Genomic DNA, 22,390 nt, shown 5'->3' with positions numbered 1-22,390 from the left:
CGATGCCATGTCCGAGCCCAGTCACACCCAGCGCCTCCAAGAGATCGTCGAAAGCGCGCTCGACCTCGCCGTCGACGAGCAGGTCACGTTCATCGAAGATGCCTCCGACGGCGATGACGAGCTCCGACAGGAAGCCCTGCGGATCCTGGGTCTCGTCCCGACGTTCGTCGACGACACCGTAGACGGGGCGGGAGGCGCTGTGGACGCGTCCGAGCGCGACACGAAATCAGTGCCCGCGAACGAACGCCAGCGGGTCGTCGGCACGCGCGTCGGTCCATTCACCATCGAGGACAGCCTGGACGCCGGCGGCATGTCCCAGGTCTACCTCGCCCGTCAAGCATCACCCGAACGGCTCGTCGCGCTGAAGGTGATGTCCCGCCGCGCGTCGTACGGCCGAGTTCGAGACCTCGCCGAAGCGCGCTTCCAACTGGAGTCTCAGCTCCTCGCCCAGCTCGACCACCCCTGTATTGCGCGCGTCATCAGCTCCGGCGTCGACACGATCGGTGGGCGAAAGGCGCCTTGGATCGCCTTGGAGTACGTCTACGACGCCCGCACGATCGACGTCTACGTCGCCGACGAAGCTCTCGACACGCGCGAGCGCGTGGCACTCCTGCGAGACGTCTGCGACGCGATCGCCCATGGACATGCTCAGGGCGTCGTCCATCGCGACCTCAAGCCGGGCAACGTCCTCGTCGATGCCCACGGGAGAGCGCGCGTCATCGACTTCGGCATCGCGCGCCTGGCGGATGACCACGAGTCGGGCATAGGACCGCGCACCGAACCGGGCTCGGTCGTCGGTACCGCGGCGTACGTAGCTCCGGAACGCTTGACGGACACCAACGACCGAGTGCGGCCGACTCTCGACGTCTACGCATTGGGCGTACTCGTCACCGAGGTCGTGACGGGCCGACCGCGCTTCGCTTCGACGCTCACAACCCATGCCATCCTCGCATCGGTCCGCCGCGACCCCGTCCCGATCCCTTCACGATCGGCGTCGGGGATCGATCAGGAACTCGACTGGATCGTCGCCCATGCTTGCGACCCGGATCCGCGCCGAAGGTACGCATCCGCTGCGGAGCTGCGGGACGATCTGGGGCGCTATCTTGCCCACGAGTTTCTCCATGCGGGCCCTCCCACCTGGCAGTACCGGGCGCGCACGACTATGCGGCGGCATCGAACGGCATTCGCCGTCGCGGCAGGCGCGCTAGCGCTCCTGCTCATCGCGCTACTCGGTACCAGCTATGGCCTGATCGAGAAGTCCCGAGCACTCGCCCGAGAGCAGCATGCCGTCGGAGATCGGGACGCGGCGCTGATCGAACGGGAAGTGGCTCTGACCGAGGCAGTGAGAGCGCGCGAACGCGCCGAGTCCAACGCCCTGCTCGCGATCGCGGCCCGACGCGAGGCCGAGGATGCACTGGCGGCGGAGTCAGTCGCGAAGGAGGCGTTGGCGGAAAGCCTGTTCAAGTCCGAGGCTCTGGCGAGCTTCTACGGACGTGTCTTCGAACGTGCCCCGCTGTCGGGTTCGGGCGCCGAGAAGTACACCCTTCTCGATGCTCTGAACCACACGTTGCAGCAGCTGGAGTCGGGTGTCGGAGCACCCGAGTCGGACCGGGCACTGGGTGCGATCTACGAGACCACGGGGCATGCACTGCGGCGGCTGGATCAGATGGAGCTTGCTCGCGCCGCACTCCGACGGGCACTCGAGCTCTACGAGCGTGAGGAAGGCGTCGAGTTTCTGGAGAAGCAGCGAGTCCGCGGGAGACTGATCGAGGTTGAGTACCTCGTAGGCGATCGGGATCAGGCACGCGCGGACGCCCATGAATGGCTCTCGACGATGCGCGGCCAGGCACTCGAGCATCCGCGCGACGCCGAGTCCGTCGGAGAAGGCCTCAAGTCCCTCCATCTCGCGGCGGCGAGCGGAGGGGATTGGGAGTTGGCGAGAGATACGTACGCGTACGTGGAGGAACTGCGGACCGCGTTCCCCGACACTATGCTCTACGTCTGTGCGATCGTCGACTACAACCACGCGCTGGTCCTGAGCTACCTCGGACGTTCGAGCGAAGCGGTCGAGATCGCGAGGCGCGCCGTCGACTCCCGGATCGCGTACTACGGCGATCCTTCGACCAGGACCATCGATGCCTGGGCGCAGTACGCGGACGCGATCCTCCAGGACGGTCGACCCGCCGAAGCACTGGCCGTTCTCGACGAGCGACTGGCCGCGTATGGATCGGCTCCCGTCGATCGGGACGGGAGAGCCATCGGTGTCCTCGACCTCCGTTCTCGGCGCGCCAAGGCACTTCGCCACTTCGACCGATCCGACGAAGCCCTGGCCGAGACTCGGGCGCTCCTCGATATCTATCTCGGGAGGCTCGGAGAAGGGAGCTGGGAAGTGGCGAACACCACGAAGCAGTTGATGGAGACGCTCGGCGACCTGAAGCACTGGGACGAGATGGTCGCGCTCGAATCCACCGCGCTCGCACGCGTCGAGCGAGAATTCGGAAAGAGCTCGATCGAGTCGGCGATCGTCCTCAATGCTGCGGGAATCGCCCACTTGAACCTGAGGGCGCTCGAGGAAGCCGAGCAGAGGTTCGCGAGTGCCCTGACGATCGCCACGCGGTGGTCGGGTCCGACTTCGAATGTCACCAACCTCTCGCGGAAGGGCTTGACGCTGGCACGCTTCGAGCGCGGTGACCGACGCGGAGCGGGGCTCGCGGCCATCGAGGAGACGATACGCGCGCTCGACGATCCATCGGTCCCACCCGCGGGTGTGCACGAACGGGGCGAGCTGGCACTTCGCCAGTTGGTCGCTCTCGAGATGCATGACGCAGCCGCCGAGTTTGCGATCGAGATCGCCGAGCACTTCGACCTGCCTGGATCCCAAGAGGCCTACAGAGCCGGCTACTGGTGGCACGTGGCAGGCGACTCGTGCCAGAACGCAGGGCAACGCGAGGAAGGGCGCACGTGCTATCGAACCGCGGTCGCCCGCCTCGAGAGCGTCGCGGACGACTCCGACATCCACTTGCGTGCTTCACGATTCAATGTCGCCACCGAGGAGGCTGAGAGTGGAGACCTGGTCCGAGCGCTCGAGCTGTTCGACCTCGTCCTCGCGGGAGGCGAGGGTGTCGACGACGAGCTGCAGGGGCTTGCGCGGCAGTGGCGCACCTCAACCGCAGCGCTCCTGGCGGCAAGGGCAGCGTCGGAGGACTGAGTCATCCGACGCAGTTCTCACTCCCCCGCGACGCCCCGCACCGCTCGCACAAGCTCGCGCACGACCGCCTCGCGATCCGGGCGAGGACGACCAAGCATGGTCCTGAAGGTTGAGTTGGGGCGCGAGTCGGAGCGGGAGCGGTGGGTGCTCGACCACTTGGTCGGCGCCTGGCGCGAGCGCAGCGGGATCCCTGGACGCGTCGTGGTGCGCGAGCGGACGGCCGAGTGGCTCGGCGACGCGCTGGAGCGGCTCGGCGTGACGGTGTCGGTCAGCGACGGGCTGCCGATGCTGGAGCCGGCGCGGGACGGGCTGCTGGCGCAGCTGGAGCGGTCCTGACCGGCTCGCCCGGCGTCGCCTGCTCGCACGGGCCGTCGAGGCTCGTGTTGCAACATCGGCGCCGGAAGTCCCGGGCAGATTCGGGCACGAACGGACATCGACGGCCCTACTCGACCGGCAAGAACGGACACGAACGGGCAGAAACGGACACGATGTGCACCCGGCGGGCCAGGTTCCCAAGCTGAAAGTCGCGGGTTCGAGTCCCGTCTCCCGCTCCACCTTTGGGGGCCAGTTGGGCGGCACAGGGCGAGCAGATGGCGGCAAGTGGCAGTTCCGGCGGGTGGCGAAGCGCGGGGTGTAGCGCTCTTGTAGCTGCGTTGGGGCGGGCGCCGTCGCGCCGCGCGAGCCGCCGCCCCTGCCCATGAACGCCGCCGCCGTCTAGGTCGAGCCTGGCGCTCTTCACCCTCGAGAGGGATCCAGTCGGGAGCGGATTGGTCGGATATCAGCTGCAATGCCCACGCGGTGAACATGCGGCCGCCGAGGGCGACGCACCAGATGGCGTCACCGGACACGTACCCCGCACGAGCTCCTAACACTCGCATCTTAGCCCAAGTAATTCTACATCCGCCTCCAAGCCGAATAGAACGCCAACAGCGTCGCCATCAACCACACAGGCCAGGTCCATCGCAAGAACCAACACAACAGGCGCGTGCTAAATCCACCAGAGACCACCGACAGCGCATCAACACAACTCTCCCGCCTCTGTTTTCCAACACGAACCCATTCACCTCGACTTCGAGCCGCCGCGCGCGCCGTGACGTGCCCCGCCCCCCCGCCCTCGTCGCCAACTGCGACCCAATGGCTCAAGTCCATACTTCGAATACGCTCACGCCACGTTCGCGGCTTCCACCTGCAATCAGCGCACCCCGAAAGGGGACTCCGCTTGGGAGCGCCACACTTCCAGCAGTATGCACCCTCAATAGGGACCGGCTCTGCCCCCATCACTCACCACCACCTAATGCGCTTTGCAACTCTGACCCGACAACATAACCTGAGGCGCCACTGACCGCCGCTCCCGCAGGAATGATGCCACGGATTGCCCGCTCAAGCGCGACGGCGCGAGCGCGATGCACCGCATTGGCCGCCCCTTTCCACATCGGCGCGAATCCCATGTATCCGTTTAAAGAGAGGGTAGTGCCAGCCTGTAGCGCTATTGTAGCTGCGTTGCGTGGCCGCCGTCGCGCCGCGTGAGAGCGCCGCCCCTGCCCATGAACGCCGCCGCCGTCAAGGTCGAGCCTGGCGCTCTTCACCCTCGAGAGGGATCCAGTCGGGAGCGGAGGGTCGGATACGTAACTTAAGGCGTCATCGCCCCCCCCGGCTCCGCCGCAAGCAGTGCGGCGCCTAGCTTCCATAGATTTTCGGCCTGACACCGAGGCGGGCAACAGACTCAATCGACTTCCGATAGAAGCGGCGCAAGTTGCGACCACACCAGGGACAGTGGCTGACATCAACAGTCACAACTACCGGCACTTCCTCAGACAGATTTTCTAGCCCACCCACCTGGGCCGACAAACAGAACACCCAGTTGCCGCCTCGGTCTTTATCTGCGTAAACAGCGAACCCTGAGGAGCCAAAGTTGCGATTCCACTCTCTAAAAGGAATACAGCAGAATTTTCCCATGGCACCGTTCCGTTCCCGGTTGCTGGCCCGAGGCTCTCTCCGGCCCAGATCGTCTGACCTGATCATCCATCGTTCCCTCGATCACCCTGGCTACTGACTGACGCGCGCCTGCCCAATCGGACGGTCGCCTCTGCGAGACTCGCACGGTACCAGGCATCGGAGTTCCACGCTGCGCACAGGCTCCCACCCGACCTGACCCGTCTCACCTGGACCCGAAGTTGACGACCGTGTTGAGGTGCCTCGGTCCAGCAACCGCGAGCGTATCGCCACGACTTCGGACCTGCTCGGGCACCGACCTCGCCCTCGACACACCCTTTTCCGTGTACGCGGCCCCGACGTAACAGGGCCCCGACGTGCCAGCCCCCTGCTCGAGTGCTCCGTTCGAGCCGCTCTCAGGCCCAGAGCACCCGACCGGATCACCCGTGTCCCGCTTCGACCATCTCGGCCCTCGGGCGGGGCGCGTCGCCGCGTTGCATCGCTTCGCCTGCGTCGCCGGAGCGCCACCGCGCACGGCGACCACCACCGCGACCACCACCGCGACCACCACCGCGACCACCACCGCGATCACCACCGCGATCACCACCGCGATCACCGACCCGCTACCTGGCGACGCGAGAACGGCCCGGACCCGCTCGGCCCGCCCGCTCCTGCCCGTCGCTCCACGCGCTCGAACGGACTCGAACGGACTCGAGCCCTCGGGATCGACGCGGATCGCCCCCTCGCACAGTTGCCCCAGCCCCGCCGGCGCTACCATTCCGCCGCGCAACGAGCCCTGGCCCGAAGTGGGCCACGGGGACGCCTCGCCCTGTGCTCCCCACCACCCCACGCCCCCGCCGACGCCGTGTTCGAAGTCTCCGAGTTCAAGAAGGGAATCTGCATCCGTTACAAGGACGCTCCGATGCAGATCGTCGACGTGACGTTCTCCACGCCGACCGCGCGCGGTGGAGCCACGATCGCGAAGACCAAGCTGCGCAACCTCATCACGGGGCAGCTGATCTCCGACTCGATCCGCTCCGGCAACAAGTACGAGCCCGTCGACCTCGAGTACCGCGACGCCTCGTACCTCTACAACGACGGCTCCGACTTCCACTTCATGGACGGCCAGTCGTACGAGCAGTTCCAGCTCTCGCGGCAAGCGCTGGGCGACGCCGCCGACTACCTCGCCGACGGCCTCGAAGGCATCCGCGCAATGGTCGTCGAGGGCAAGATCGTCTCGGTGGCCCTGCCCAACGCGGTCGATCTGATCGTGACCGAGTGCGACCCGACCATCAAGGGCGCGTCCGCCCAGGCGCAGACCAAGCGCGCCCTGCTCGAGTCCGGCGCCGAGATCCAGGTGCCGTCGTACATCGAACAGGGCGAGAAGATCCGCGTCGACACGCGCGACGGGCGCTTCCTCGAGCGGGCGAAGTAGGCGGCTGTCGCTGGGCCCCGTGCGCAGCGGCACCGCGTGGACCGCGGGCGCGCATCCGTGCGCGCCACCGACTGCTAGCGCGAGACCACCGAGACCGCCGTCACCCGGCCGTCCCCGAAGACGAGTCGATACTCGTAGCCGTACCCGGATCCTCCCATGCGCCGCGGCTCGCCCTCGATGAAGCCGGGCAACGCGGCTTGGAGGTCGACGAGCCGATCTCCCACTCGAACGCGCTCGAGGAATGCACGTTCGATCCGCGCTCGAGCCTCCCAGGTCGCGATCGGATACACCCAGCTCGGACGATGCACTTCGACCGCAGGCCAGAGAACGAGCACCCAGCCCGCGACCGCGACGATCGGCGCCAAACAGGCCGTCGCCACGATCCAGCGCCCGACGCCTGTTCGCGAGAGCCTGTTCAGCGCTCCGACGAAACCCGCCATGACGAGCGCGCCGATCAAAGCGAAGAACAGGTGGGCCAGCCAATAGGTCAGCATCCCACCGAACGTCACGGCGGTCAGAGCTCCCACTGAGACGAGGGCTCCGAGCCCAAGAGTCCGGAGTTCGAGCGCGCGCCAGTTCTTCGTCGAGAGCCAGCGAGAGAGAGCGATCCCGAGACCGATCCAGAGCACGCCTGTACCGACGAGCACCCACCAGGCGGCGACGTCGAATTCGGCCAGCGCGAAGGTCCCGTTCCTGCGCACCGACAACCAACCCAGGCAGACGATCGCCACCACGTACCAGATGAACGTGGCGAAGAATCCAAGGGCCACGACACTCCCCATCGCGAGCGGCTCCCGCGGTCCCGTGTCGAGAGTCCATCCATCTGACGAGTGGCCTCCGGCGCGGTGCCTTTCCCGGCCACCCTCCCGGCGCTGCTCCGGCTCGTCGGGTCCGCTCCGTTCCATGATCGCTCCCCAGTCACGAGCTACGCCGTGTCGCGTGCGTGGATCCATATGGCGCACTGGTCGAGGTGCCCGACGGTAGCACGCGGTTCGGTTCGAGACGGGCGCTGGAGGTCGCCACGCAGCTGCCGACGCCAGTCCGCTCGTGCCGTCGCCGGGGACGCCCGCAACGACGGCCACGATCGGCCATACTTGGGGCCCGTCGAACTGGGTCCGCACCCGTCGGCCGGACGTGTGCGACCAGGTCCCGGCCCGTCCGGGCGCGCTCGGGCGAGGCGCGCCGACCCGCCTCGCTCGGACAGCCGGGCACTCCACGACCCGGACGGGATTCCGATTCCTGGACGGCATCCGAGCCGCACCCCCTCCCATGGACGCTTCCCGGGGGTGGCACGTCGCTTGCTCCGGTGGTGGAGGCTCGCCACGAGCCGACCCTCCACCACCTTCCTCAGACCCCGTCCCGTCATGGTCCTCCTCGCTTCAGCTTCCGTCCTCTCGCTCCTCCTGATCGCCCAGACCACGAACGATCCCGCCATGACCTGACAGCGCGTCGGTGATCCGGGGGTCTTCACCTTCGCGGCCTCGCCCGACTACGCGAACGACGGCAACCTCTGGTACGTGCCGGCGACGATCAACACCGTGGGCGACGGCGACATCCACCTGGCGTCGAGCCACGGCGATGCGGTGCAGTACTGGAGCACTCTGCCGGGCGGCCCGCACAACACGACCGCGCTCACCGTCTCGCCGACGTTCACGAGCGATCAGACGGTGATGGCCACGAGCCAGAAGAACCTCGTCGGCTTCAGCTCGCTCTGGAAGAGCACGGACGCCGGACTCTCGTGGGCCGAGATGCCCCAGCCGGCACAGGTCAACTTCGGCAAGTACTTCAAGGACCTCGCACTCTCGCCCAACTTCGCCACGGATCAGATCATCGTCTGCGCCGACGGTGGTTTCGGGAACAGGACGTTCCAAAGCTCTGACGGTGGCGCCAACTGGCAGCTCATCCAGCCGCTCGCCTGGGGCTTCCAAGACATCACGTTCGCCCACGACTTCGCCACCTCCGGCTTCGTGTACGGCTTCAAGTCCGCAGGTAGCCCGCGGTTCTTTCGAAGCGACGACTTCGGAGTGAAGTTCCTCGAGTGCTCCCACCCTCTGAGCAACCCGGGTCTGTGCCCGATCACGGACAGAACGTTCGGCATCGCCGTCGCTCCCGTCGATCCACAGGGGCAGCGGGCGATCTACTACTACGGCAAGGGCGATCCCATCTTCGCCCCCGAGAACTTCGTGCGCAGCTTCGACAACGGCGACAACTGGGAGTTCGCCGGCGCGGGGCTCGAGGGCCTGTGGGTCTTCGACGTCGTGGTCGCCGACGACGGAAGCGGAAGCGGACGCCTGTACGCCGCGACGAACCAAGGCGTCTACACCAGCGACGACCGAGGCAGGACGTTCTCGTACTTCGACACGGCCCGTCTCCCGAATCCTGTCACCAAGCTCGAACTCGTCGGCGGCCTCGGCGGCGACCTCTACGCGATCGCGGGTGGCGACCCCGACCCGGAGCAGTTCGCGGGTGTCGCGCCCGGCGCCGACCAGCCCGGCAACCTGTACCGCCTGCGCTTGTCCGGCACCGGGAGCTACAGCCTGGGTCTCGCGCTGGCCGGTGTGAACGGGAAACCGTCCCTCAAGACCAGCACGAGTTTCGGAGCGACCTCGGCGTTCCGGTTGGAGCTGACCAAGGCGGCTCCGTCCGCGCCGGTCGTCCATGTCCTGGGGGGCACGGCGGCACTGGTCCCGATCCTCGGCGGCATCCTGGTCCCCAGTGCGGACCTCTTCATGTTCGGCGCCACGGACGCTGCGGGGAGCGACCAGCTCAACCTGGGGTGGCCCGCGAACTTCGCCCCGGGTTCCGAGGTCTTCGCCCAGTCCTGGACGATCGACGCGGCCGCCATGGAAGGGCTCTCCGCGTCGAACGGTCTCAAGCTGACGCGCCTGTAGGTTCGCGGCCAGGCGGCACCGCTCCTTGCGGTGCCGCGCCACGACCAGCTCACCGGCCAGATCACCGGCGCGGCATGAGTACCACTCGCGCCGGGCCGTCGAACGCGCACCCGCCCCCTCTCCTGCGCCCGCTCGGGCGGCACGGCGCTTCGGCATGCCTGGCACGCACGCAGTGCCTGCGCGTCGATCGCGCACGTCGAGGAGCTCAGGTCGGCGGGCACGTCGATGTGCCCGGTCGACCGCGCCGCATCAACACGCCGATGCCCGCGAGCAGCGCGACCAGGGCCGCGACCGCGCCGAACAGGATGCGCAGCGCGACCGGCGAGAGCACCGGCTTCTGCGGCCGCGGTACGGGCCGCACGCCTTGCCACGCCGACAGGTCGCGCCGCGTGCCGCCCGCGCTCGCGACGTGGGCCACGAGGTCGCGCAGCTCCTGCGGATTCATCGCGCGGGTGAGCTGCGACGGCATCGGCGAGTGCGGCGACGGCTCGACGGATACGAGTCGATCCGGCGCGATGCGGCCGATGCGGCTCGGATCGAGCAGGTTCTCGAGGTACTCGTACTGGCCGTCCGCCGCCTGGCCGAGGTGGCGCGCGATGCGGCGCGTACCGTCGGTGAACTGCCACTCGTGCAGGCGGTACTGGTCGGAGATGCTGGCGTCCGGCTCGAGCACGGCCACCAACAGGTCGTGAAGCGTGAACGTGTCGGCGGCCGTGGTGAGGTCCGGTCCGACGCTCCCGCCCGCGCCGGCGATGCGGTGGCAACTGGCGCACGCGAAGCCGAAGAGCCCCGCGCCGCGCTCGAAGTCGGCGCCCGTGATGCGGCCGGTGAGGGACGACTCGGCCGTCGCGACCGTCCAGTCGACGCCGGGGCCGCTGGGTGCGATCGCGGCCACGCCCGGGAGGTCGGTCGCCGTCCTCGCGAGCAGCGGCTGGAGGGCGAGCCGCGTCACCGCGTCACAGGTCGCGAGCGCCTGGGCCTCGGCCTGATCGAGGAAGCCACCGAAGCTCACGCCTCCACTCGACCGCCGCGCCGTCTGCACCCATCTGAACCAGCGCTCGCGCGACTCCCAGTTCCAACCGTCGGCCACCTGCCGGAGCGCGAACGCGAAACGCAAACCCTCGGTCGGTGGCGGGTTCTCGAGCAGCGCCGCGATCGGATCGCCGTAGGCCGGATTGCGCGCGATCAGCTCCGCGAGCCCGCTCGGCGTAGTGTTCGGCGCCGACTCCATCAGGTCGAGCGTGCGTTCGATCACCCGCGGCGCGCCCAGGTGCACGAGCAGGACCGCGAGCTCGGCGTCGGCCGGAGCGTTCGCGCTCGGGTAGAGCGGATCGAGCCGCGCGATCAAGCGTTCGCGCCAACGCGCGGTGACGTCGGATCGCTCGATCAACGCCCACTGGTGCGCGCGCAGCCAGGCGAGCAGCGTTTCCGCGTCCGACGACCCCGGCGCGAACCGCCCCAGGTCCTCGAGCGCCGCGTCGATCCACTCGGTCGCGCTCGGACTCGTCGCGCGCAGGACGCCGAGCCAACCCACCGCGCGCGCGAACGGATCGACGAGTCCCGACAGGCGCGGCGCCCAACTCTCGAGCGGCTGGTGCTCGAGGCCGACGCGCGCGGCGTAGCGGATCCGGCGGTCGCGGTCACCCAGCGCGCCGATCAGCTGCTCGAGCCCTTCCGCATCGGCCATCTCGAGGTGGAAGCGCTCGAGCGCCACGCGCCGTTGGGCCGCCGGGTCGGGCGCGGGCCATGTGACCGGTTCGACGGACGCGTCGCCGACGTAGCGCACACGCAAGAGATGCGAGCGCGTCCGCCGCCCGCCCGTGGTCAGGTACATGGCGCCGTCCGCTGCGATCACCGCGTCGGTGAGCGGCAGCGCGCGCCCGGTCAGGAACGGCTCGAGTTCAGCGGTGTGTCCCGCGCCGTCGTCGGAGAGGCGCGCGCGATGCACCGTGCCGAACGTCCAGTCGAGCAGGTAGAGCGCGCGCTGGTCGGCGGCCGGGAACGCCGCACCCGCTCCGCTCGTCACGCCGGTCGGCGAACCGGGCCCCACGTCGGCCACCGGTGCGGCGGCGTCCTCGCGCCACACCGGCCACTTGCCCGAACCGCTGCGCCAGCCGTGGTCGCCTCCGCTCATGACCTCGATCAAGCGCGTCGGCCGGTACCACGGCGAGCCCATGTCCCACTCCATGTCGGAGTCGAACGTGTAGACCTCGCCGCTCGGCACGACGGCCAGGTCGTAGCTGTTGCGAAAGCCACAGGCCACGAGTCCCGCCGCACCGGTGCGCGGATCGACCTCGATCACGTAGCCACCGGGCGCCAGCACGTTGCGCGCGTGCCCGTTCGGATCCCACTCGCGCGGCGCGAGCAGGCCCTCGGTGAAGGCCGCGGCCGGCACGCGCGACCAGGCGAGTTCCGCGGGCGGCTGGGTGTGGTTGCCGCACACGACGAGAACGTGCTCACCGTCCGGCGCGAGAACGACGGCGTGCGGGCCGTGTTCGCCTTCGCCGGTGAGAGCGAGGATCTGGCGCGTGGGCTCGAGCTGTCCGTCGCCGTCCGCGTCTCCGAGCGCGTACAGACCGCTGAGCCAACTGTCGTTCACCACGACGAGCAGCTCGTCCTCGAACCAAAGGAGTCCCTGGGCGTGGCCGAGGTCGGTGGAGACGCTCCGGGTGCGCGTCTCGCCCCCCGCGCGCGGCAGCCGCACCTCGTGGAGCGCGCCGTACTGGTCGCCGGCGAAGAAGACGAGTTCGTCCTCGGTGCTCGGTCCGGTGGCGAGGCTGACCCACGAACCCTGGGTCCGGGCGTCGACGGTGTGCACGATCTCGATCGCGTAGCCGTCGGGAACCTGCCAGTCGGCTGGGACGGCGGTTGCGCCGGTGTCCTGCTGGGCCGGCGAGGGTCCGGCGAGAGCGAACAAGAGGACGACGGCGGGAAGCCCGAGCCCGCGAGCACGAGCCGCTCCCCGGGCGCGTGCCAACTCGATGGTGCAGGCTCGGCTGGGCATGGTCGTCATGGGAACCGACGGTAGCGCGGCGCGGGTGGTGAGCGTGAGTGACACGGCGTCGGAGGCCGACTCGCCGCTGGACGGACGACTCGCGTCCGGCACGATCGGTCGATCCAGCGACGTCTCGGTGCCCGGTCGCGGTGCTGGTCGCGATGCGCTTCCTCGGAGCGACGCACTCACTGGCGCAGCGGCGCGGTTCACCGAGGAATCGAGCTCCGGCGCCGAGTGCGACGGCGTCGGAAGTTGGGGTCGCCACCGCACGAGAGTTCCGCACGGAAGATCCCCCCGTGGCGCCGGCCGACCAGCGGCCCCCCTCTCGCCCCGTAGGATGGTGGCTCGCGCCGACGACCCGCCCCCCGCCCCATCCCCATGCTGACGCGCCTCGCTCTTCCGATCGGTTTCCTCGCGCTGAGCGCGGTCCAAGGCTCCCTTTCGAACGGTGCCGGCCCCGACGACGAACCGCTCGACTTCAGCCGCGACGTGCAGCCGATCCTGTCGCGCAGCTGCTTCGTCTGCCACGGGCCGGACGAAGCCACGCGCGAGGCCGATCTGCGGCTCGATCTGCCCGAGATGGCGGCCCCCGAGTTCGGCATCGTCACGCCGGGCGCGCCGGACGAGAGCGAGCTCGTGTACCGCCTGACCGAGGCCGCCGGCGGCGATCGGATGCCGCCCGCGGGCCACGGCGAACCGCTCGACGCCGACGAGATCGCGCTGATCCGCCGCTGGATCGCGGAGGGCGCCACGTTCGACGAGCACTGGTCGTTCCGCGGCGTCGGCACACCCGCGGCGCCGACCGTCCAGAACCCGGCGTGGGTGCGCAACCCGATCGACGCGTTCGTACTCGCGCGGCTCGAACGCGAAGGTCTCGCGCCCTCGCCCGAGGCCGACCGCGCGACGCTGCTGCGGCGACTGAGTTTCGACCTGACGGGCATGCCGCCGACGCCCGACCAGGTGGCGGCGTTCACCGCGGACGAGCGTCCCGAGGCCTACGACGAACTCGTCGACCGCCTGCTCGCGAGCGACGCCTACGCCGAACGCATGACGCTCGCTTGGATGGACGCGGCGCGCTACGGCGACACGTCGGTGCACCACGCGGACGGGCCGCGCGACATGTGGCCGTGGCGCGACTGGGTGATCGCCGCCTACCGCGAGAACATGCCGTTCGACCAGTTCACGGTGGAACAGCTCGCGGGCGACCTGTTGCCCGATCCGACCAGGGACCAGTTGATCGCGTCGGGGTTCCACCGCAACTCCCCCACGTCCGACGAGGGCGGTGCGATCGACGAGGAGCTGCGCGTCAAGTACATGGTCGACCGGGTGATGACGACCAGCAACGTGTGGCTGGGTCTGTCGATGGAGTGCGCCCAGTGCCACGACCACAAGTACGATCCCGTCAGCCAGACCGACTACTACCGCTTCTACGCGTACTTCAACCAGAGCGTCGAGCCCGGCTTCCAGACGCGGAACGGCAACCAGGCGCCGATCGTCCAAGTGCCGACGGCCGAGCAGGCGGACGCGCTGGCGAACGTGCGCGAGGAGATCGCCGCACGCGACGCGTTCTTCCGTACGGCTGCTGCGCCCCGGGACGAGCTCGACGCCTGGATCGAGAGCCAGCGCGCCGAACTGCTCGCCCAGGTGCCGCCGACGCTCGGCGACTGGTACCAGCTCGGGCCGTTCACGGCCGCGAACAAGGCTGCGGCCTACTCGACCGACTGGGGTCCGGAAGTCGCTGGCGTCGACGTCACGGCCGAGCAGGGCGGACGGACCTGGGTCGCGCGCTCCGGCGATCGCGACGGCACGCCCCACCAACTCACGGCGACGGACAACTCGGCGATCTACCTCGCGCGCACGGTCACGAGCGAGCGCGCGCAGTCGGTCGCGATCTCGCTCGGCAGCGACGACAGCATCGTGGTGTTCCTCGACGGGACGCGCGTCTTCGCGAACGACGTGGGCCGCGGCGTCGCGCCCGATCAGGACCGCGCCGTGCTCGACCTGCCCGCGGGAGAGAGCCAGCTGCTGCTCAAGATCGTGAACGGCGGCGGGGCGATGGGCTACTACTTCCGGCTCGAGGGCTCCGGCCTGCCGGACGCGGTGCAGAGCGCGCTGCTCGTCCCGGCCGAAGAACGAGACGTTGCCGCGGACACCGTGCTGCGCGACCACTTCGTGCGCACGGTCTGGAGCGAAGGCATCGCCGTGGTCACCGAGCGGGAAGCGGCGGCCGCGCGCGAGATGGAACTCGCGGCGCGCATCCCCACCGTCATGGTCATGGAGGATCTGGCCGGCGGCCGCCAGACCTACGTCCTTGACCGCGGGCAGTACGACGCGCCGATCGCGGCGCGGCCGGTGGAGCCGGGCGTGCTCGAGCACGTGCACCCCCTCGCCGCGGACGCGCCGGCGAACCGGCTCGGGCTGGCGCTGTGGTTGACCGATCCCGAGCACCCGTTGACCGCGCGCGTGGCCGTCAACCGCTACTGGGCGATGCTGTTCGGCCGCGGGCTGGTTCCGACGGTGATGGACTTCGGGTCCCAGGGCGCGCGGCCGAGTCACCCGGAGCTGCTCGACTGGCTCGCGCGGGACTTCGCGACGAGCGGTTGGGACGTGAAGCGCGCGCTGAAGCAGATCGTCACGAGCGCGACCTACCGCCAGTCCTCGCGCACGAACGCGGCGCTCGCCGAACTCGACCCCGAGAACGAGCTGCTCGCGCGCGCGTCGCGTTTCCGACTGCACGGCGAGTTCCTGCGCGATCAGGCCCTCGCGGCGAGCGGCCTGTTGGTCGAGCGCGTCGGCGGTCCCGGCGTGCGCCCCTACCAACCGGACGGATTGTGGAACGAGGTGTCGCTCGACGGGACCCTGCGTTTCGTGCGGGACTCCGGCGAGGCGCTGTACCGCAAGTCGCTGTACACCTACTGGAAGCGGTCGGCGCCGATGCCGTCGCTGTCGATCTTCGGCACGCCGATCCGCGACACGTGCGTGATCGAACGCCAGCGCACGAACACGCCGCTGCAGGCACTGGTGACGCTGAACGACGTGCAGTTCGTCGAAGCGGCACGCCACCTGGCCGAGCGGATGATGGAGGGCGCGGCCGACTTCGATGCGCGCCTCGACCTCGGCTTCGTGCTGTGTACGGCGCGCCCGGCGGACGAATTGCGGCGCGGGGTGTGCCGCGGCGTGTTCGACGCCCAACTGGCGGACTTCCGCGAGGACCTCGAGGCGGCGCGCGCGCTGCTCGCGGTCGGCGACTCGCCCAGCGACCCGGCGCACGACGAGGCCGAGTTGGCGAGCTGGACCGTGATCGCATCGCTGCTGCTCAACCTCGACGAGACCCTGACCCGCGAGTGACCATGGATCCTCTGCACGAACGACAGCGCCTGCTCACTCGCCGCGGACTCCTCTCGGGTGGCGCGGGCGGACTCGGTGCCCTGGCCCTCGGCTCGCTCTTGGGTCCGAACGCGCTCGCCGGCGCGCCGCACACCGCCGCGGCGACGGATCTGCCGCACTTCGCCCCGAAGGCCAAGCGCGTCATCTACCTGTTCATGAGCGGCGGCCCGTCGCACATCGACCTCTTCGACTTCAAGCCGAAGATGCGCGAGCTGCACGGGATCGAACTGCCCGAGTCGATCCGCCAGGGCCAGCGCCTGACCACGATGACCAGCGGCCAGACGTCGTTCCCCTGCGTCGCGCCGATGTTCGAGTTCGCAAGGCACGGCCAGCACCGGACCTGGGTCAGCGAACTGTTGCCGCACACCGCCGGCATCGTCGACGACATCACGCTCGTCAAGTCGATGCACACCGAGGCGATCAACCACGATCCGGCGATCACCTTCATCAACACCGGCAATCAACAGCCGGGCAAGCCGAGCATGGGGTCGTGGCTGAGCTACGGGCTCGGCTCGATGAACCGCAACCTGCCGGACTACGTGGTGATGATCTCGCGCGGCCGCGGCAATCTGCAGGCCTTGTACTCGCGGTTGTGGGGCTCGGGGTTCCTGCCGTCGCAGCACCAGGGCGTGAAGTTCCGCAGCGGCGCGGATCCGGTGCTCTACTTGTCGAACCCGGACGGCATCGACGCGATCACGCGGCGGCGCATGCTCGACGGGATCGCCGAGATCAATGCGGCCAAGCGCGCGGAGACCGGCGACCCCGAGGTCGAGGCGCGCATCGCCCAGTACGAGATGGCGTACCGCATGCAAACGTCGGTGCCCGAGTTGATGGACCTCTCGGACGAGCCCGAACGGACGTTCGAGGAATACGGCGAGGACGCGCGCCGGCCCGGGACGTTCGCCGCGAACTGCGTGCTCGCGCGCCGCTTGGCCGAACGCGACGTGCGCTTCGTCCAGCTCTTCCACCGCGGTTGGGACGGCCACAACAACCTGCCGGGCGAGATCCGCGGTCAGGCCATGGACACGGATCGGGCCTCCGCGGCGCTCGTGCGCGACCTGAAGCGCCGCGGGCTGCTCGACGACACGCTGGTCGTCTGGGGCGGCGAGTTCGGGCGCACGATCTACTCGCAGGGCCAGCTGACGGAGACCAACCACGGACGCGACCACCACGGGCGCGCGTTCACGATCTGGCTGGCCGGTGGCGGAATCAAGCGCGGCCACGAACACGGCGCGACCGACGACTTCGCCTACAACATCACCGCCGACCCGGTGCACATCCGCGACCTCAACGCGACGATCCTGCACCAGCTCGGCATCGACCACGAGCGCTTCACCTACCCCTACCAGGGCCTCGACCAGCGCCTGACCGGCGTCGAGGAGGCGCGGGTGGTGCGCGAGATTTTGGGCTGAAGCCGATCTCGCGCACACCGCCCGCCACTTCGACCCGTGTACGGCTCTCGCGGACCTCGACCCGCGCGATGGTCGATCCTCGCCCGAGCACACCCACCAGTCACCCTCCCTTCGTGCCGAATGAAGTCACCCACCTGCCTGCTCGTCGCCGCCGCTCTCCTGTCTCTACCTTCGAATGCGCAGGACGGGTGTGTGCCGGAGTGGACGAGCCTTGGAGGAGGATCGATGGGCGGCCCAGGCGTACCTCGCCTCGTGTACGAGGGCTCGCCCGTCGTCGGCGCGCCCTTGCGGCTCCGCTTCGAGAATGGTCCACCCCTCGCCCACGGCTGCGTCGGCTTCGGGCTCCACCAGCACGAAGTCCCCCTCCCCTTCTTTGGAGCCGTCGCACACGTCGGCTTCCCGCTCTTCTCGCTCGAGACGTTCACCCTCGACGATCTGGGATGCTCGCCCTGGCTCTTGGATGTGTCATCCGTGTCACCGAATCTGTGCGGGCTCACCTTCTTCGCTCAGGGGATGGTGCAGGACGCCCTTGGACAAGGGAGCACGACCTTCACGGACGCACGGCGCGTGTCGTTCGGCACGGTGAACGAGCGATCGCAGTTCCCAGGTCGAACGACCCAACTGGGCATCGGTCTCGAGGACCTGGTCTTCGGTGACTTCGATCTCGATGGTCACTGCGACGTCATCGTCTCCGGAGGATTCAACACGACGCCGCTGTGGTTCCTGGCTGGCGATGGACTGGGCGGCTTCGCGGATCCTACGTACACGATCTCGTCCGACATGGATGCGCGCGGCGCGGCCGCAGGTGACTTCGACCAGGACGGGTGCCTCGATGTCGCAGTCACCAATATCGACCCCATCGGCGAGGTGAGGATCTTCTTCGGGGCCTGTGACGGGACCTTCCCTCGCTCATCGTCCGCCTTCGTCGGAGCAGGATCGTGGCGCATCGCGGTCGCCGACCTCGACGGGAACAACACTCTCGATCTGGTCACAACGACCGGAACCGAGACGGTCCACGTCCTCCTCGGTGACGGCCAAGGCTCGTTCGGCCCACCCACTGCGCACGCAACCGCCAGCTCGACGACCGTGCTCGTACCGCACGACTTCACGGGCGACGGAATCGTAGACATCCTGACGAACGGCAAGAGCGGGGTCGGCATCGCCCTTCTCGCCGGCCTCGGTGGCGGCCTGTTCGCTCCAGCTAGCTTCCTTCCCACGGGCTTGGTCAACGGAGAGGCCTTGGACGTGATCGACGTGGACGGAAACGGCTTGCTCGACATCTGCTATGCCCAGCCCTTCACGCTGTCTGTCAACGCGATGCTTCAGACAGCGCCAGGAATCTTTCAGGACCCGATTTCGACTCCGACCGATCTGCTGTCCAAACGTCTTGTCGCCGCCGACTTCGACGGGGACGGCTTCGCCGACGTCGTGGTCGAGAACGAGTCAGCGAATGAAGTCGTCCTCCTGCAGGGAGATGGCACGGGAAACTTCTCGATCACCGACAGGACCGTCGTCTCCGACTACACGCGCGACTTCGGACTGGTTGACGTCCACGGTGACGGCCAACTCGACGTCGTCGTCGGATCGATCGGAAACTCCCTCACGCTCGTCGAGGGGACCGCGCTGGGTGACCTCCGAGGAGTCGGCAGTACGCCCGTCGGCCTTAGCCCCCGTGCGCTCGAATGCGCTGACTGGGACAACGACGGAAACCTCGACATCGCGATCATTCAAAGCGAGCCGCAATCGCAGCAGCGCAACATCGCGATCCTCAAGGGTGATGGAATGGGTGGCTTCGTAGAGACGGACCTAGAACCGACGGTCAACTCCGCGCACGTCCTGATGGCCGCACACCTGAACGACGATTCGCACTTCGACTTCGTGACCCTCGACAGCCAGGTGGACGAGGTAGTCATCCACTTCGGGTCCCTCGGAGCTCGAGTCGCGCCCCCTGTCTCGTTTCCGTGCGCGCAAGGACCTCACGGTCTCGCCTCCGGCGACTTCGACGAGGACGGGAACAACGACCTTGCGCTCATCTGCACGCATGGCGTCCATCGCAAGACGTACGCTCTCCAGCTCTTCATGGGCAGCGCTACAGGCGGCTTCTCCGCGCCGGTCTCTCTACCCGTCGTCGACGCCCCGACCGCGCTGGCAGTCGGAGATTTCGATGGCGACGGAGACATGGACTTGGCGGTCGGACACAGCAACAGCCTGGACACGTTCAGCCTCTATCTGGGAGACGGCGCTGGGAACTTCTCCCAGGCGCTCACCTGGAACGACTTCGATATCGCCCAGCCGAGAACGATCGAGGTCTTGGATGTGAACGACGATGCTATCGACGACATTGTTGTCGGCTCTCTCGAACAGGACAGAGTCTTCGTACTCCTGGGCGCGCCTGGCGGAGCGCTGCAGTTGGCCTCGAACATCAAGGTTGGCACTTCGCTGTGGGATCTGGCCGTCGGAGATCTGGACGGAGATGCCATCCCCGACCATGTCGCGTTGGATCAGTCGATCGACGAGCTCGTGATCCACTTCGGCAACGGAGACGGCACGTTCGAGCGCCCGATGAGCTTCGCATCGGGTTCGGCAGCGAGTGAAGTCGTGATTGGCGACTTCACGGGGGATGGACTGCAAGACATCCTCGCAATCAACCCGGGGACCAGCTCGCTCGCACTGTTCGAGAATGGTCTCTTCAGGAGTTCGGACTGAGCCCGAGACCGACGGCGATCCAACGTGTCGACTCGCAATTCGAGCTCACATGCTTGAAGGACCGAAGGACGGGCATGCGGAGTCCGGCGATACGGAGCCGCGCTCCGAATCACTGATCGTCCGACCATTCGTGCCGCACACGAGTCTCTGGTCCTTCGACGAGTCCGTGCCGGACTCGGTATACGGCTATTCGAGCACGCGCGCGAGTGCCGCTTCGAGCACGGTGTCGGTCCCTGCACGCACCAGATCGGTGGGCTGGATCGGCACCTCGATGTCCACCTCCACACCGCGCCCGTCGTAGAGCCGGCCGTCGGGGCGGAACGAGGCCATCGAGGCGCAGCGCACACCGATGCCCGAGTGCGTGAGCGAGAAGCTCTGGGAACGAGCGCTGCCGCCGCTGCTCGCCGAACCCATCAGAGTCACCCGCGGCCGACCGCTGAGTGCGGCGAGGAAGATGTCGGTCGCGCTGAAGCACCCTGCGTCCGACAGCACGACGACGGGCTGCCGGTAGAAGTACTCGTCCTCGTGGCCAGTGCGATCGAGCACGAGATAGTGCCACTCGCTGAACGCACCCGGCGGCGCCCATTCGGGCTCGAAGCGCTTCGCGACGGCATCGACCGCTCTGCGCTGCGCCCTCGTCCAACGCTCGTCCGCCGCGCGGTACATGTATCGGGCCTCGAGGTGGCCGGCGTCGAATCTCGAGCTCAACCGGTACTTCGCGACGTTGCCGACCCACGGTCCCTCGTCAGGACCGACGAGGTATCCGGCCAGCGCGATGAGGAGCGAACGGCTACCTCCTCCGTTGCCGCGTACGTCCACGACGAGCCCCTTCGTGCGGCGAAACGATTCCATCGCTTCGCGCAGGTGCGGCACCAGAGCGTCGTCCATCGCCGCGAGCCGCAGGTACCCGACGTCGCCGTCGAGGATCCGGGTCTCGGTCGCTGGCCAGCTGCCGAAGATCGGGCGCCGTGGGACCATCGCGAGCACGCGCTCGACGGTCGTCGAACCGTCCTGCGCCGCGAGCTTCACCCGCACCGTTCCAGCTGCCGCTCCGTCCTCCGGGGTGCGCAGCAACTCGAGGTTGCGCAGACCACGCAGCGACCACGAGCGGACCAACTGCGGGCTGCCGCTCGCAACGCTCGAACTGGCGCGATCGATCCACACCTCGATCCCGACGCCATCGATCTCCACGACGTAGGGATGCTCGTCGTCGAGCAGGCTGGAGCGATCGGGACGGAACGCGACGACTCCGCCAGCGGCCTCCTGCAAGAGGAAGGGCGGATAGGTGCTCGGCCCTTCCTGGCGGTCCGAGGACACGCTCGCGTGTCCGTCGCGAAAGTGCGCCATGAAGCGCTCCAGCTGACCAGCGAACTCACCGGTCGCGACCTGTCGCGGTAGCTCCTTGCCGATGCGGTCGAGCTCGGCCTTCCAGTCGAAATCGCCCAGCTCCAAGTAGGCGAACTGGTCCTGGAGACGGCGGGCGAGTTCGGCGAGGTCTTCGAGGGCTCGCTCGCGCGTCAACGACGCGGGGGCCGCACTCCGCACGGCGCGTGGATCGCCAGCGGATCGCAGGGCCTGTCGATTCGCGAGCGTGACCGCCACGCCTTGGAGTTCGATCCGTTCCCCGTCGGCCACCCGTGTCAGCACGAGATCCACCGCGGCGGGAACGGTGTGTCCCATCAGCGTCATGGCCTCGACCAGGTCCTCGGCGAAGCGCTTCTCACGCTTCCCCGGCCAGCGCGCCTCGCAGAACTCGAGAATCTCGTTCACTTCGACGCCGTGGATCGAGACCGGCGCGTACCACGCCCCGCGCACGAGCACCTGCGGCGCCGCGTCGCTCCAACGGATCCCCTCGAACGGGCTGCCCTTGCGGTCAGCGTTCTGAGCGAACGCGCCGGTCGTGAACAGACCGATCAAGAGGGCCAGGAGCAGTCCGAAGGGTGCGGGTCGTGTCCGCGCGTTCATGGGGTCGTCCGGTGTGCGCCGTCGCGATCTCAGTGGCTTCGAACCGCCTTCGACGCGAGATCCGGGGGTGGCGCCGCACGCGGAAGGGCGCACGGCGTCGCCCCACCCTAGGGACGCGAGGTCCACGGACGGCCCCCTCCCGCTGATCGACCGACGATCCGTGCCGCACACGAATCGGCGGGCGTTCGGCGGGTGGGAGCCCGACTTCCTCGTTCGGTGCTACCGTGGCACGAGCGCGATCGATCGGCCGCCCTCGCGGATGCACGGGCCCCGATCTCGACCGCAGCTCGAGTGCGCCCTTCCGGTCGCTCGTCCACCCCCTTCACTCCGAGGAAATCCGCCATGGCCAAGGGTCAGCAACAGCAGAAACAGGTCAAGAAGCCCAAGCTCACCGCGCAGGAGAAGAAGGACAAGAAGAAGGCCAAGCTCGCCGCGAAGAACGCGCGCTGAAACGCGGCC

At 68.3% G+C, this 22,390-nt stretch carries 10 protein-coding genes; 7 read left to right on the top strand and 3 right to left on the bottom strand.

Features of this window, described 5'->3' with window-relative positions:
- The first annotated feature begins 7 nt into the window (after nt 1-7).
- From Pla163_RS05275 to efp, 3 genes are all read left to right on the top strand, one after another.
- Entirely contained in the window at nt 8-3,208 is a 3,201-nt protein-coding gene (locus tag Pla163_RS05275; RefSeq protein WP_145184664.1) for a serine/threonine-protein kinase, read from the top strand.
- Between the two features lie 96 nt (nt 3,209-3,304).
- The gene (locus tag Pla163_RS18770) at nt 3,305-3,544 is read left to right on the top strand and encodes a DUF6930 domain-containing protein (RefSeq protein ID WP_419186343.1); all 240 of its coding nucleotides are present in this window, start codon (nt 3,305-3,307) and stop codon (nt 3,542-3,544) included.
- Between the two features lie 2,461 nt (nt 3,545-6,005).
- On the top strand, nt 6,006-6,575 hold the full coding sequence (gene efp, locus Pla163_RS18765) for an elongation factor P (RefSeq protein ID WP_419186342.1): 570 nt from the start codon (nt 6,006-6,008) through the stop codon (nt 6,573-6,575).
- Between the two features lie 74 nt (nt 6,576-6,649).
- On the opposite strand, the gene Pla163_RS05265 is transcribed toward efp, so the two are convergent.
- Nucleotides 6,650-7,345, bottom strand: coding sequence for a hypothetical protein (locus Pla163_RS05265; protein ID WP_145184658.1), 696 nt, complete (start codon nt 7,343-7,345; stop codon nt 6,650-6,652).
- A 747-nt stretch (nt 7,346-8,092) separates the two neighbouring features.
- Between Pla163_RS05265 and Pla163_RS05260 the strand changes: the two genes are divergently transcribed.
- Nucleotides 8,093-9,466 (top strand): sialidase family protein, encoded by a 1,374-nt coding sequence (locus Pla163_RS05260; RefSeq protein ID WP_145184655.1) that lies wholly within the window; start codon nt 8,093-8,095, stop codon nt 9,464-9,466.
- A 205-nt stretch (nt 9,467-9,671) separates the two neighbouring features.
- Here the strand turns inward: Pla163_RS05260 and Pla163_RS05255 are convergent, their stop codons facing one another.
- Nucleotides 9,672-12,470, bottom strand: coding sequence for a c-type cytochrome (locus tag Pla163_RS05255; RefSeq protein WP_145184652.1), 2,799 nt, complete (start codon nt 12,468-12,470; stop codon nt 9,672-9,674).
- A gap of 369 nt (nt 12,471-12,839) precedes the next feature.
- Here Pla163_RS05255 and Pla163_RS05250 point away from each other — a divergent pair, with 369 nt between their 5' ends.
- The 3 genes from Pla163_RS05250 to Pla163_RS05240 all read left to right on the top strand — a co-directional run bounded on the left by Pla163_RS05250 (nt 12,840) and on the right by Pla163_RS05240 (nt 19,966).
- Nucleotides 12,840-15,809: a PSD1 and planctomycete cytochrome C domain-containing protein gene (locus tag Pla163_RS05250; RefSeq protein ID WP_145184649.1), complete on the top strand. Its 2,970-nt coding sequence runs from the start codon at nt 12,840-12,842 to the stop codon at nt 15,807-15,809.
- Nucleotides 15,810-15,811: 2 nt separating this feature from the next.
- A complete protein-coding gene (locus tag Pla163_RS05245) occupies nt 15,812-17,260 on the top strand; it encodes a DUF1501 domain-containing protein (protein ID WP_145184646.1) in 1,449 nt (482 codons plus the stop codon).
- 120 nt (nt 17,261-17,380) lie between these two features.
- Nucleotides 17,381-19,966, top strand: a complete 2,586-nt coding sequence (locus Pla163_RS05240) for an FG-GAP repeat domain-containing protein (protein ID WP_145184643.1) — start codon at nt 17,381-17,383, stop codon at nt 19,964-19,966.
- Between the two features lie 186 nt (nt 19,967-20,152).
- Here Pla163_RS05240 and Pla163_RS05235 read toward each other — a convergent pair whose 3' ends face one another.
- The gene (locus Pla163_RS05235; protein ID WP_145184641.1) at nt 20,153-21,931 is read right to left on the bottom strand and encodes a S41 family peptidase; all 1,779 of its coding nucleotides are present in this window, start codon (nt 21,929-21,931) and stop codon (nt 20,153-20,155) included.
- Between the last annotated feature and the right edge of the window lie 459 nt (nt 21,932-22,390).

The organism is Rohdeia mirabilis, assembly GCA_007750655.1.
Lineage (GTDB): Bacteria > Planctomycetota > UBA1135 > UBA1135.
The sequence above is the reverse complement of the archived record's forward strand: the minus strand, read 5'-3'. Positions and strand labels throughout refer to the sequence as shown.

Coding starts and splice junctions, on each gene's coding strand:
- Pla163_RS05275 (WP_145184664.1), top strand. CDS start 8: ATGTCCGAGCCCAGTCACACCCAGCGCCTCCAAGAGATCGTCGAAAGC.
- Pla163_RS18770 (WP_419186343.1), top strand. CDS start 3,305: ATGGTCCTGAAGGTTGAGTTGGGGCGCGAGTCGGAGCGGGAGCGGTGG.
- Pla163_RS05255 (WP_145184652.1), bottom strand. CDS start 12,470: ATGCCCAGCCGAGCCTGCACCATCGAGTTGGCACGCGCCCGGGGAGCG.
- Pla163_RS05250 (WP_145184649.1), top strand. CDS start 12,840: ATGCTGACGCGCCTCGCTCTTCCGATCGGTTTCCTCGCGCTGAGCGCG.
- Pla163_RS05245 (WP_145184646.1), top strand. CDS start 15,812: ATGGATCCTCTGCACGAACGACAGCGCCTGCTCACTCGCCGCGGACTC.
- Pla163_RS05240 (WP_145184643.1), top strand. CDS start 17,381: ATGAAGTCACCCACCTGCCTGCTCGTCGCCGCCGCTCTCCTGTCTCTA.
- Pla163_RS05235 (WP_145184641.1), bottom strand. CDS start 21,931: ATGAACGCGCGGACACGACCCGCACCCTTCGGACTGCTCCTGGCCCTC.